This is a genomic window from Sulfurimonas sp. ST-25 (genome assembly GCF_048079205.1).
Classification (GTDB): domain Bacteria; phylum Campylobacterota; class Campylobacteria; order Campylobacterales; family Sulfurimonadaceae; genus Thiomicrolovo; species Thiomicrolovo sulfuroxydans.
The window spans coordinates 1,928,901-1,938,701 of the sequence record NZ_CP182225.1; the positions used below are offsets into that span (position 1 = coordinate 1,928,901).

Genomic DNA, 9,801 nt, shown 5'->3' on the forward strand with positions numbered 1-9,801 from the left:
TCCTTAGCAAGCCCCCTTCTACATCTTTGTTTCCGCGCGAATGCTCCAGACATAACATGCCGGTATAACGGTCATCTTTGATTTGATCATTGAAAAGATAAAAACGGTGAAGTCGAAATAGGGAAGTAGAAGCTATCACTCTTTGACAGCAAGTTGACGTTTTTTGCAATGTTGGGCTATTGATTTCAAGCCGCCAGCGGTGCCTTCGGCACATCGCTTCTGGTTTCGTTCGGATAAACGCCAAGAAGTTGGCGTTTATTGTTCCGAACTCACATCATACCCGGCATACCGCCCATGCCGCCCATGCCGCCCATATCCGGTGCGGCCGGCTTCTCTTCCGGGATCTCGTGGATCGTCGCTTCCGTCGTCAGCAGGAGGCTGGAGACGGAAGTCGCGTTTGTCAGGGCGACGCGCTCGACTTTGAGCGGGTCGATGATGCCCGCTTCGAACATGTCGACATACTCGCCTGTTGCCGCATTAAAGCCGACGTTCTCGCTCGCAGCCGTCTCGATACCGTTGACGACGACGCCCGTGTCAAAGCCCGCATTGGCAGCAATCTGCTTGACCGGTGCTTTAACGGCGCGCAGGATGATCTCGTAGCCGATCTTCTGGTCGCCTTCGAGGTCGAGCTGCACCTTGGACGCGGCACGGATCAGCGCAGCACCGCCCCCGATAACGATCCCCTCTTCCACGGCGGCTTTCGTCGCGGAAAGGGCATCGTCGACGCGGTCTTTCTTCTCTTTCATTTCCGTCTCTGTCGCGGCACCGACTTTGATAACCGCCACACCGCCGGAGAGCTTCGCCAGGCGTTCCTGGAGCTTCTCTTTGTCGTACTCGGAGGTCGTCGCTTCGATCTGCGTCTTGATCTCGTTGATACGCGCCTGGACCGCCGCGCTGTCGCCGATACCGTCGACGATGGTCGTGTTGTCCTTGTCGATGACGACGCGGGACGCCTGGCCGAGGTCGGCAAGGTTCGCGGACTCCAGCGTGCGTCCGATCTCCTCGGAGATCACCTGGCCGCCGGTGAGAATAGCGATATCCTGCAGCATCGCCTTGCGGCGGTCACCGAAGCCCGGTGCTTTAACCGCGGAGATGTTGAGAATGCCGCGCAGTTTGTTGACAACGAGAGTCGCCAGCGCTTCGCCTTCGACGTCTTCCGCGATGATGAGCAGCGGACGGTTCGTTTTCTGAATCTGCTCGAGGACCGGAAGCAGGTCTTTGAGGTTGCTGATCTTCTGGTCGAAGAGCAGGATGAACGGGTTTTCGATCTCCGCGATCATCTTCTCGCTGTTGGTGATGAAGTAGGGACTGAGATAGCCGCGGTCGAACTGCATCCCCTCGACGACGTCGAGTTCATCACTGATACCCTTTGCCTCTTCAACGGTAATAACACCGTCCTGACCGACTTTTTCCATCGCTTCGGCGATCATGTTGCCGATTTCGCTGTCGGAGTTCGCGGAGATCGTCGCCACCTGGGCGATCTCTGTTTTGTCCTTGATGGATTTGGAGATGGCTTTGAGCTCGGCGAGGATCGCTTCGGTCGCCTTGTCCATACCGCGCTTGACCTCTACCGGGTTCGCGCCTGCGGTGATGTTGCGCAGGCCTTCCTGGAAGATGGCGTTGGCAAGGACCGTCGCCGTCGTCGTACCGTCACCCGCCTCGTCGGCCGTGTTGGAGGCGACCTGCTTAACCAGCTGCGCGCCCATGTCTTCGAGCGGATCTTTCAGTTCGATCTCACGGGCGACGGAAACACCGTCTTTGGTGATGTTCGGAGAACCGAAACTTTTCTGGATCAGGACGTTGCGTCCGCGCGGTCCCATGGTGACCTTGACCGCGTCCGTCAGCTTCTGTACGCCTGCGGCGAGAGTATTGCGTGCTTCATCCGAAAAATGAATCTCTTTTGCCATTTTCTGTCTCCTCTAAAATTTATTTGATAATTCCAAAAATGTCGTCTGCATCCATGATGAGATACTCCTGACCGTCAAGCGAGAGCTCGTTACCGGAATACTTGCCAAAGACAACAGTATCGCCGACAGTAATGGTCTCCACGTCGCCGCCTATTGCTACGATCTTGCCCTGGGAAGGTTTCTCTTTTGCGTTGTCCGGGATGATAATCCCCGAAGCGGTGGTCTGAGCGTCTTCCACGCGCTCGACAAGCACACGGTTACCAAGTGGTTGAAAGTTCATGTGTTCTCCTTTGCTTTACAAAGCACTATGTGCTAAAAATTTTACGCGCTAATTTTACTTTATAGCCATTTAATTGTCAAGAACTTTAGTGCATTTGGCTAAAGAACAGTTAGCCGATTAACATATAAACTGTTTAGCTAAACTATCTGCAAAAACAAGTGAAGCAGTTTTAGGAAAATCTAAGGACTCTGAAACTATAATTTCGGTCTTTCAAACGGATGTCAAGGTAGCTCAGCTGGTTAGAGCGCTGGTCTCATAAGCCGGAGGTCGAGAGTTCAAGTCTCTCTCTTGACACCATCCTTCAAACCCCTAACTTACGGACTTCAAAGCAACTCAAATTTTTAACCGTGCCCTGATCGTGCCCTTTTATGCCTCGATCGACACTTCGTTTATCGGTCCCATATCCGCCAGCATTGTGCCGGTGTAATGGTTCGTATTTACCTGTGGACCTGTATGTCCGATCCACTGGAAGATGATGTCGTCGCGGTACCCTTTATTTTTGAGTAACGTATTGTAACTCGCCCGGAATACCTTCAGCGTGACAGGGGGGAGCCCTGCTTCCGCAGATATCTTTTTCAGCTTTGTGCTGATGACGGCATGGTTCGTGTAGGGCTTGCCCATGTAGGTGAGCCAGACGAACTCCTGGTGACCGGTGCGGAGGTACTGGCGCTTGAGGGCGTCGTAAACGTGCTGTGTCATCGGCAGCACCCTCTCCCCTGCTTCCGTCTTCGGTTTTGCTTCTTCACCTTCGCGGATCCGCGTATCGACTTTGATGACTCCTTTGTCGAAGAGGATATCATCCCAGCGCAGCGCAATGAACTCGCCGCCGCGTACCCCGGTGAAGAGCGCCACGGCGTAGCGGTCGCGCTCCTCTTCATTCATTCTGGCAAACAGCTTCGGGAAGTCGTTCTCGTAAAGGAACACTTTCTCCTTCGCCGGCAGGCCCTTGGCCTTTGGCAGCTTGAACAGCGGGTTGCGATCGATCAGCCCGTCGGACACCGCGTAATCGAAAATGACGTTGAGCAGCGAGCGCCACTTTTTATTGATGGTATTGCTAGAGTAGCTCTTGGCCATCTCATTCTGCCACCGCTGGCAGTCGCTTTTCGTTATACTGTCAATGCACTTATCGCCGAACGTCTCGCACAGACGCTCCAGCGCCGATTCGGCTTCCTCCTGCGAAAACCTGTTCCTGTTCTCGCTGGTGATGGAGACGATGTCGGCGCCGTATTCCCGGAACAGCACGCCGGATGTCGGCCTCCCTTCCCCGTACAGTTCAGAGTATTCATCGTCAAAGTTTTTCAGGTACCAGGCGATGAGCCTCTCGGCCTCTTTTTTGCTCCCCGGCTTTCGCCCGGTAGACAACCGCTTGCGTTTACCGAACAGATCGCTGTCAAGCGTGATCACCCCGTTTGGGTTCAGATAGACGCGTCGTCTCATAATAGCTCCTTTCGGCGCTATCGGCACGCCGTTATTTTACCCTATGTTTGATCCGCCATGACGATGACCGATGGAACTCCCACGCTTTTCCGTTCTTCCGGTAAAGGTCCGGCGGGAGGTTCCGGTAGCACCACTCACGGAGGCCGTCGAGCGTCTTGTACCCGTACTGTTCAGCGACGCCCTTCGTCAGCGGGATCCACTCGGGGATTGCCATGAACGCATCGAATGCGTCGGCGAGATGGCGAATATCATCCTGCATTTCCTGTAATGCGCTCATGGCATCTCCTTTCGTTTAATCTATGCTTTGCAGCAGCGGCATCGATGACTTTATAAACGTCGTCGCTACTTCGAGGTTGAGTCCGTCGCCGTAGCCTTTAAGCCCAATGCGGCGCCACCTGGTATACACGCGTCCCAGATCTCCGGAAGGCCCTGAAGCCAGCGGGAATGTGCCGGGCTCAACTGGCCGCTACTTTCCATCGCGGCAGAAGAGCCAGTCAGCAGGTCGCCCGCCGCCGTCAGCCTGGCCGGTCCATGCGTCCATGTCAGCTCGTGAGGCATCTGGGCATCCCGCATGAACTGCTGTGACCTCTTCTTGCTGCTTACCGTAGGTGTTTCCCATCCGGACAAACTGATTGCGGCCGTTTGCAGGTCCTGTCCGCCATCCCCATGGGTTCCGTGACCGTTTGCATTGCTTGCCTTCGGTGTCGGCCATCCGGCCATCTGGCATCGTGCAGATAGCGTCATCGCTGTGCCGATCTTGATGCCCCTTTCTCTCTGGCGTTCGTTCCTGGCCTTGATCTTCTCGGGATCTTCGCTTGGCTCCGTAGCCGTTGGGGTCGGCCATCCCGCAAGAGTCACTTCTGCGCTTACCGGTTTCCACCTGGTGTGTTTCCATCGCCTCTCGTTGAACTCCTCTGTTCCAGATTCGCTCTTCCAGTCCCTCGCCGCCGGTGTCGCCCAGCCGGTACCCTGCAAAATAGATCCGCTGGCGGATGTTGAACGCGCCGATGCCCGCAGAGCACAGATCGGTCCCCCCAACGGCATACCCCATGTTTTCCATGTCAGCGCGTACAGTGGCGAGCCACGTCCGGCCGTCGCCGCTTGCAACCTGCTCTCCAAAGAAAGCTGCAGGACGGTACTCGCGCGCGAGCCTTGAAATTTCAGGGTAAAGGTGCCTGGCGTCGGCGAAGTGACTATGGCCGCAATCGAGGCAGATGAAATATCCGGTTCTTGAAGGATGGCACAGATGAGATCGGCCGCCACATGACGGGCACTCCTGCCCTTTGCCCGCCGTGCTGAAGGGTGGACAGGGGCATGAGAATGTCCAGACGGGGCTGTCGTCTGGCCATCCAGCTTTTCGGAGTGCGGCGCTCCAGACGCCGATACCGGCGAAGAAGTGGTGCTGGGTGTATCCCAGAAGGTCAGCTGGTTGGACATCTTCTATGCTCCTCGTGTCGATGTCGCCCGGGGCGATCTGCCCTGCATCCATCAGGTTCTGCAGCCATTCGGCTTTGTCCTTGTCGAATTCGTTGTAGTAGGCGTAGGGTTTTGGCATGGTGGGTCTTTATGAGATATTGAAGAGGTTCGGCTGTTCAGCCGCCGGCGAGATCCAGACGCACTCTTCGCGGATGACGGTGCCCGCTTTCGATGATGCCCTCGACGGGAACGTAATCATGCGCCAGTCCTTCAGCATGTCGTCGTACATTTCCGACCGGTACCCGGAAAGCAAAACCATGCCTTTCACCTGCAGCAGTTTCTCTAGCAGCTGCTCGTGGTCTTCCGGCGCCATCTCGTGTCGGTAGTATTTCAGCCCCCCTCCATCGAAGAGCGCGTTTCGGGAAGGTATGGGGGGTCTACATAAAAGCAGGTCTGTGTGTGGTCCGTATTTTCTATGAGCCTTTCGGCTTCCATGTTCTCGACTACGACGCCCTGCATACGGTTGACGACGGCTACCAGATGATCAGGCAGCGATGCCCACTGCTTTGCCGGGGCGCTGAATGATGCCTCGCATCTGTCGAGTCCCCGAAATCCGGTCCTTCCCTTTGTCGCACCTGCAGACCCGAACCCCATGTGTGACCGTACGATAGTCCGGCGTGCCTGCTCGACAGGATCGTTCGTCTCTTCCCATCCAAGCTTCATTTCCTCCCTCGAAAACGGCGTCAGCCTTAGCAGCTCGATCAGCTTCTTGGACTGATCCGGATCTCGCAGCACGCGGAACACGTTGACGATGTCGCCGTCGAGGTCGTTGTAGATCTCGTTCTTGCTCCGCGCTTTACGCAGTAGCACCCCGGCCCCTCCGCCGAACGGCTCGATGTAGGTGAGGTGCGGCGGAATGAGTTCGATGATCTTCTTGGCCACGCGAAATTTTCCGCCGTGGTACCTTAGCGGGGGGCGGGTTGGTTTTGCGGTCATGATAGCTCCATTGTCAGTTGATGAGCACGGCGGTACGGCTCTACGTTTTCGTTCCTGGTGATGCACAGTCTCTCGAAGCGCTTGAGCGCACCGGTCATATACTGCTTGTTACCTTGCGCGTCGACGGCGAAAAAGACAGACACGCTGCCGTGGCAACGTTTAAAGGCGAGCAGCATGCCTGTCCTTTTGTGGCGATGGGTAGGGGTCATTGCCAGATTTCCTATGATTGATTTTCAAAACAGCTACACTCGCACGCATGAAACTGGAAGGCGATTACCTGCCGTCGCTTGGCGACGATGTGCTTACTACCAAGCTGCGCCTGCTGCGCGGGGTGTGGAGGTTGGATACCTACGGGGTGCCCATGAGGCACAACCGGATGCGGTACGTTTACTTTGACCCGGACGGGTGCCGGTTCTACATTTCGGAGCATCAGCGGGAGCGGATGCTGGCGGGGGTAAGGTGGGGTGACGCGCCGGACGGCGAGGCGGCGGCGGTGGCCGTGGCGACCAGGTACAGCCTGACGGTGATCATGGCGGGGGCTTTACGCCGGAGGCTCCTGGGGGAGCGGACGTTTTTGCGGTACGTGTACGCTAAACCGGAGTGGTTTTATTGTAAATGAATTTCAAATCCATCAACATTTGCTTCAATCGAGACTGGGTATCCACAGCATGGAAAATAGCCATCTATCATTGATCCAATATTTAAATTATGACTGTTTACATAGGAACTTTCGTTTAATAGTTCCTGATAAAAATCGATACTCATTGCAATGTACTTAGGAATATCACCTTTTCCTCGTATCCTTACTATCTCATCTAAAATAGAGAAATATAATTTATCATCATTAGTCAAAATAAAATCCTTTCTCTGATTTTATCATTTATTTTTTTAATTAAAAGCTACGATCTACAAGTAGACATTGACCCACCATAACCTACTTATACCTTATACTCCTTGAGCGTATCAGGACGAGGCATGTACAGCTTTGGCTTAGCCCGGTCAGTTTTGCCATCCCATACCTCGATGAGATACGCTTCTCCGCTTTTGCTCTCAGGTATCGTGTATCCGTCGAACATACGCTTATGACCCGGGAATTTCTTAATGGCTATCTTTCTTGGGTATATATCTCCTTGTAGTATAAAAACCACTCTCCCAGCTTTCTTTTTTACGAAGCCTCCGGACTGGGATGTCCATACGACTTCATCTCCTATACAGAATTTTTTCATCCTTCATCCTTTTAGCCGGCATATGCCGGCTCTTTCTTCTTAAGCTGGATCCGTGCCGACAGCTCACGCAGCGGCTTTTTCTTTTCGATGCCGAGCAGGCGGCCGAAGATGTCGGTCAGCATGTTGCTGTCGCGTTCGACGTCGTAGGTGTCCTTGCGGGTAGATACGCCTTCCATGGACTGCATCGCCGCGGTGAAAGTGCGCTCGGTAAACCATAGCTGCTGATGCGGAGAGTCGTCCAGCATGCTCCAGAGCGCGCGGCATGTCGCGATAAGGCTGATGGTGTAGTTCAGGTTGTTGAGCTCTTTCTTGGCACCTTCCCAGACGATATCGGCCTCTTTGGCGATGCGGTCATATTCTGCGCCGTCGTACAGATACATCGCGGACAGGCCCTTGCGGATGTCCTTGCGCAGCTTGTCGACCTTTCTGGTCGTCTCGCTGTGCTTCACATAGGCCATCAGCGTACCGATGAGCATGAGGATCATGACGGACTGGTCTTTCGTCGCCATGTCAGTCTCCGAACAGCGACCCGGTCTTCATATCGGGGCGCTCGTGGGTTTTGCACTTGTCATTTTCGCGGACGAACATCCCGCTGCGGCTGCTCTCGAGGCTTACGCATTTGTTGTCTTTGAAGAACCTGCAGCTGGCACAGGTCTGCTCTTCGTGGTTCGGTACTTCTCTATACTGCTGCTGTGACATCGATGCCCTCCATGATATTGAGCGCTTTTACGCGCAGGTCCTCAATGGTGCCGTCGTTGACAATGACGTGGTCATAGGTGAAGCCGTCGAGCTCCGTTTCGCTCTCGTGCATGTCGAGGCTCTCCGCCCCGGGGCGGGTGACGTTGACGGTGGTGACGTTCTCCGGGAGGAAGGCACGTTTCATTGCCAGGTATTCGACCTCGAACCGAAGGTCCGGGATGATGACGATGTCGGTGTCGCAGTCCCATACCTTCTCGGTGGCCAGCCCGGCCCATACATCCTCTTCAAACTGTTTTTTAATCGCCTGGCCGAAGCGCTGGAGCATGTCACGATAGGACTGATCATACCGTGACGGGAATGGATGCGTCACCCACTCTTCATCATTTTTTGCATCCTCCAGTTCAGAGACAGGTACTCCGAAAGTATCCGCGAGGATCTCCTTTATGGGGTCGGCGAAGCGTACGATCTTCCCGCCGGTGATCTCGGCGAGGATCTGCGCCAGCGTGTCCTTGCCCTGGCGCTTTTTATGGCCGATGAGGATGACGCGTTTCATGCCGTCGCCCCCAGGACATCGTCAGCACTGATCTCCGGCGCGACGATGACACGGCGGAGGGCCTCTTCTGCGCCACGGTTCATGGCTGCTTTGGCGATGGTGACGATGGCGCGTTTGCTGAGGGTGAAGCGATTCTCCATCCCGGCGTCTGACAGGGGGCTGCTCTGCGGGATGGTGCGCAGCACGTCGTCATCGGTGAACTCGTGCTGGTCGAATCCGCCGAGGTACTCGCCGAGGTCAGGGCCGTCCGGTTTCTCGTCTTCCTCACCCAAAATCTCTTCCGGATCTCCTGGGGCATGGATAGTAAAAGGAGGCATGCCAGGAAGATCTTCTTCTTCCGAAGCCTCTTCCCCCTTGCCAGATACAACACCTTCACCGATGACGGTGCCGTCTCCCACTACCTCGGTGTCGACGATGCCGTTATCTTCCTCTTCCTGCTGCATCGGCGGCAGGGCGTCAAGGTACTTGCGGAGCTGTTCGAGCCTGCTCTCCATGATGGGGCCCTGGCGGCTGATGCCGGCGAGATCCTTGAGAGGGCCCACATGGTCGATGCGGATGCCGAGGGCTTCGGCGATCTCGAGGTTGCCGAGTCTCTTTTGCTTTGCCATATTCTCTTTCCTTTTCTGTGCGCTCGCCGCGGCGATGCCGTCGCGGCGCTTCTTTTTTGGTTCGTCCTCGTTCTCGAGGAGGTTGCGGTAGGGGCCCGGTTTTATGCCTGCCTTTTTACAGGACTCAACGTAGGAGTCCCAGGCTTCTTTCGGTGTCATGGAAGCTCCTTGATCTCCGGTTCGCCGTAAAGCTTGACGATGCGCGCTCGTTTTCTGTCGCGGCGCCACCTGTCGGCCTTTACGGCAAGGTAGATGATGGCCACGGTGGCCAGTGCAACGGCGATGTCGATCATGCCGCACCGTCCTCGAACATCCAGCCGCCGTACATCTGAAGCAGCTCTGCATAGCATCTCTGCTCATCAACTTCACCGACGAGACGGATATGCTTGCCAATCCGTACCGAGTGCGGTGCTATGCCGGATGTGACGTACCCTTCGATCAGCGCTCTCACGGCTTTATTCATGACATTACCTTCCCAAGCATAATCAGAACTTCAAGCTCTGTTTTGATAGCCAAAATCTCTTTGAGCGCAGCCTTTGACCGGTCATCTTTAGTAGCTGACACGATGGCCGTAATCCCCTCCGTTGAAATTTCGGAAAGACTGGCGGCCTTCTCTTCAAGACGCTCCAACAGAAGCTCAGTGCGCTTCTGTATGATGCTAGCAACGATGTTCATGACT

Annotated in this window: 18 protein-coding genes and 1 tRNA gene; 2 read left to right on the top strand and 17 right to left on the bottom strand. The window is 55.2% G+C overall.

Features of this window, described 5'->3' with window-relative positions:
- Positions 1-269: 269 nt before the first annotated feature.
- Both groL and groES read right to left on the bottom strand, forming a co-directional pair.
- A complete protein-coding gene (gene groL / locus ACM66T_RS09970) occupies positions 270-1,907 on the bottom strand; it encodes a chaperonin GroEL (protein WP_231018894.1) in 1,638 nt (545 codons plus the stop codon).
- Positions 1,908-1,926: 19 nt separating this feature from the next.
- The gene (gene groES / locus ACM66T_RS09975) at positions 1,927-2,187 is read right to left on the bottom strand and encodes a co-chaperone GroES (protein WP_231018895.1); all 261 of its coding nucleotides are present in this window, start codon (positions 2,185-2,187) and stop codon (positions 1,927-1,929) included.
- Positions 2,188-2,407: 220 nt separating this feature from the next.
- On the opposite strand from groES, the gene ACM66T_RS09980 reads away from it, so the two are divergent.
- Positions 2,408-2,484, top strand: a tRNA-Met gene (locus ACM66T_RS09980).
- Between the two features lie 69 nt (positions 2,485-2,553).
- Here the strand turns inward: ACM66T_RS09980 and ACM66T_RS09985 are convergent.
- The 6 genes from ACM66T_RS09985 to ACM66T_RS10010 form a co-directional block, all read right to left on the bottom strand.
- A complete protein-coding gene (locus tag ACM66T_RS09985; RefSeq protein WP_416768482.1) occupies positions 2,554-3,624 on the bottom strand; it encodes a tyrosine-type recombinase/integrase in 1,071 nt (356 codons plus the stop codon).
- A 31-nt stretch (positions 3,625-3,655) separates the two neighbouring features.
- The gene (locus tag ACM66T_RS09990; RefSeq protein WP_416768483.1) at positions 3,656-3,901 is read right to left on the bottom strand and encodes a hypothetical protein; all 246 of its coding nucleotides are present in this window, start codon (positions 3,899-3,901) and stop codon (positions 3,656-3,658) included.
- A gap of 189 nt (positions 3,902-4,090) precedes the next feature.
- Positions 4,091-5,179: a DNA cytosine methyltransferase gene (locus ACM66T_RS09995; RefSeq protein ID WP_416768484.1), complete on the bottom strand. Its 1,089-nt coding sequence runs from the start codon at positions 5,177-5,179 to the stop codon at positions 4,091-4,093.
- A 9-nt stretch (positions 5,180-5,188) separates the two neighbouring features.
- Entirely contained in the window at positions 5,189-5,413 is a 225-nt protein-coding gene (locus tag ACM66T_RS10000; protein WP_416768485.1) for a hypothetical protein, read from the bottom strand.
- Between the two features lie 17 nt (positions 5,414-5,430).
- The gene (locus ACM66T_RS10005; protein ID WP_416768486.1) at positions 5,431-6,036 is read right to left on the bottom strand and encodes a DNA adenine methylase; all 606 of its coding nucleotides are present in this window, start codon (positions 6,034-6,036) and stop codon (positions 5,431-5,433) included.
- Positions 6,033-6,212 carry a hypothetical protein gene (locus tag ACM66T_RS10010; protein ID WP_416768487.1) on the bottom strand — a complete coding sequence of 60 codons (180 nt, stop codon included), beginning with the start codon at positions 6,210-6,212 and terminating at the stop codon, positions 6,033-6,035. The genes ACM66T_RS10005 and ACM66T_RS10010 overlap by 4 nt, the downstream gene beginning before the upstream one ends.
- Positions 6,213-6,292: 80 nt before the next feature.
- On the opposite strand from ACM66T_RS10010, the gene ACM66T_RS10015 reads away from it, so the two are divergent.
- Complete coding sequence (locus ACM66T_RS10015; RefSeq protein ID WP_416768488.1) at positions 6,293-6,655, top strand: hypothetical protein; 363 nt, start codon at positions 6,293-6,295, stop codon at positions 6,653-6,655.
- Here the strand turns inward: ACM66T_RS10015 and ACM66T_RS10020 are convergent.
- From ACM66T_RS10020 to ACM66T_RS10060, 9 genes are all read right to left on the bottom strand, one after another.
- A complete protein-coding gene (locus tag ACM66T_RS10020) occupies positions 6,643-6,888 on the bottom strand; it encodes a hypothetical protein (RefSeq protein WP_416768489.1) in 246 nt (81 codons plus the stop codon). The genes ACM66T_RS10015 and ACM66T_RS10020 overlap by 13 nt on opposite strands.
- 86 nt (positions 6,889-6,974) lie before the next feature.
- Complete coding sequence (locus ACM66T_RS10025; RefSeq protein WP_416768490.1) at positions 6,975-7,262, bottom strand: hypothetical protein; 288 nt, start codon at positions 7,260-7,262, stop codon at positions 6,975-6,977.
- 11 nt (positions 7,263-7,273) lie between these two features.
- The gene (locus ACM66T_RS10030) at positions 7,274-7,771 is read right to left on the bottom strand and encodes a hypothetical protein (RefSeq protein ID WP_416768491.1); all 498 of its coding nucleotides are present in this window, start codon (positions 7,769-7,771) and stop codon (positions 7,274-7,276) included.
- A 1-nt stretch (position 7,772) separates the two neighbouring features.
- A complete protein-coding gene (locus ACM66T_RS10035; protein ID WP_416768492.1) occupies positions 7,773-7,961 on the bottom strand; it encodes a hypothetical protein in 189 nt (62 codons plus the stop codon).
- Positions 7,942-8,514, bottom strand: coding sequence for a hypothetical protein (locus ACM66T_RS10040; RefSeq protein ID WP_416768493.1), 573 nt, complete (start codon positions 8,512-8,514; stop codon positions 7,942-7,944). Before ACM66T_RS10040 ends, ACM66T_RS10035 begins: the two co-directional genes overlap by 20 nt.
- Positions 8,511-9,281: a hypothetical protein gene (locus tag ACM66T_RS10045; protein WP_416768494.1), complete on the bottom strand. Its 771-nt coding sequence runs from the start codon at positions 9,279-9,281 to the stop codon at positions 8,511-8,513. The genes ACM66T_RS10040 and ACM66T_RS10045 overlap by 4 nt, the downstream gene beginning before the upstream one ends.
- Positions 9,278-9,415: a hypothetical protein gene (locus ACM66T_RS10050; protein WP_416768495.1), complete on the bottom strand. Its 138-nt coding sequence runs from the start codon at positions 9,413-9,415 to the stop codon at positions 9,278-9,280. Before ACM66T_RS10050 ends, ACM66T_RS10045 begins: the two co-directional genes overlap by 4 nt.
- Complete coding sequence (locus ACM66T_RS10055; RefSeq protein WP_416768496.1) at positions 9,412-9,585, bottom strand: hypothetical protein; 174 nt, start codon at positions 9,583-9,585, stop codon at positions 9,412-9,414. Before ACM66T_RS10055 ends, ACM66T_RS10050 begins: the two co-directional genes overlap by 4 nt.
- A complete protein-coding gene (locus tag ACM66T_RS10060) occupies positions 9,582-9,797 on the bottom strand; it encodes a hypothetical protein (RefSeq protein ID WP_416768497.1) in 216 nt (71 codons plus the stop codon). Before ACM66T_RS10060 ends, ACM66T_RS10055 begins: the two co-directional genes overlap by 4 nt.
- Between the last annotated feature and the right edge of the window lie 4 nt (positions 9,798-9,801).

Excerpts from the sequence above, each read along its gene's own strand:
- groL (WP_231018894.1), bottom strand. The coding sequence starts at position 1,907 with ATGGCAAAAGAGATTCATTTTTCGGATGAAGCACGCAATACTCTCGCC.
- groES (WP_231018895.1), bottom strand. The coding sequence starts at position 2,187 with ATGAACTTTCAACCACTTGGTAACCGTGTGCTTGTCGAGCGCGTGGAA.
- ACM66T_RS09985 (WP_416768482.1), bottom strand. The coding sequence starts at position 3,624 with ATGAGACGACGCGTCTATCTGAACCCAAACGGGGTGATCACGCTTGAC.
- ACM66T_RS09990 (WP_416768483.1), bottom strand. The coding sequence starts at position 3,901 with ATGAGCGCATTACAGGAAATGCAGGATGATATTCGCCATCTCGCCGAC.
- ACM66T_RS09995 (WP_416768484.1), bottom strand. The coding sequence starts at position 5,179 with ATGCCAAAACCCTACGCCTACTACAACGAATTCGACAAGGACAAAGCC.
- ACM66T_RS10000 (WP_416768485.1), bottom strand. The coding sequence starts at position 5,413 with ATGGCGCCGGAAGACCACGAGCAGCTGCTAGAGAAACTGCTGCAGGTG.
- ACM66T_RS10005 (WP_416768486.1), bottom strand. The coding sequence starts at position 6,036 with ATGACCGCAAAACCAACCCGCCCCCCGCTAAGGTACCACGGCGGAAAA.
- ACM66T_RS10010 (WP_416768487.1), bottom strand. The coding sequence starts at position 6,212 with ATGCTGCTCGCCTTTAAACGTTGCCACGGCAGCGTGTCTGTCTTTTTC.
- ACM66T_RS10015 (WP_416768488.1), top strand. The coding sequence starts at position 6,293 with ATGAAACTGGAAGGCGATTACCTGCCGTCGCTTGGCGACGATGTGCTT.
- ACM66T_RS10025 (WP_416768490.1), bottom strand. The coding sequence starts at position 7,262 with ATGAAAAAATTCTGTATAGGAGATGAAGTCGTATGGACATCCCAGTCC.
- ACM66T_RS10030 (WP_416768491.1), bottom strand. The coding sequence starts at position 7,771 with ATGGCGACGAAAGACCAGTCCGTCATGATCCTCATGCTCATCGGTACG.
- ACM66T_RS10035 (WP_416768492.1), bottom strand. The coding sequence starts at position 7,961 with ATGTCACAGCAGCAGTATAGAGAAGTACCGAACCACGAAGAGCAGACC.
- ACM66T_RS10040 (WP_416768493.1), bottom strand. The coding sequence starts at position 8,514 with ATGAAACGCGTCATCCTCATCGGCCATAAAAAGCGCCAGGGCAAGGAC.
- ACM66T_RS10045 (WP_416768494.1), bottom strand. The coding sequence starts at position 9,281 with ATGACACCGAAAGAAGCCTGGGACTCCTACGTTGAGTCCTGTAAAAAG.
- ACM66T_RS10050 (WP_416768495.1), bottom strand. The coding sequence starts at position 9,415 with ATGATCGACATCGCCGTTGCACTGGCCACCGTGGCCATCATCTACCTT.
- ACM66T_RS10055 (WP_416768496.1), bottom strand. The coding sequence starts at position 9,585 with ATGAATAAAGCCGTGAGAGCGCTGATCGAAGGGTACGTCACATCCGGC.
- ACM66T_RS10060 (WP_416768497.1), bottom strand. The coding sequence starts at position 9,797 with ATGAACATCGTTGCTAGCATCATACAGAAGCGCACTGAGCTTCTGTTG.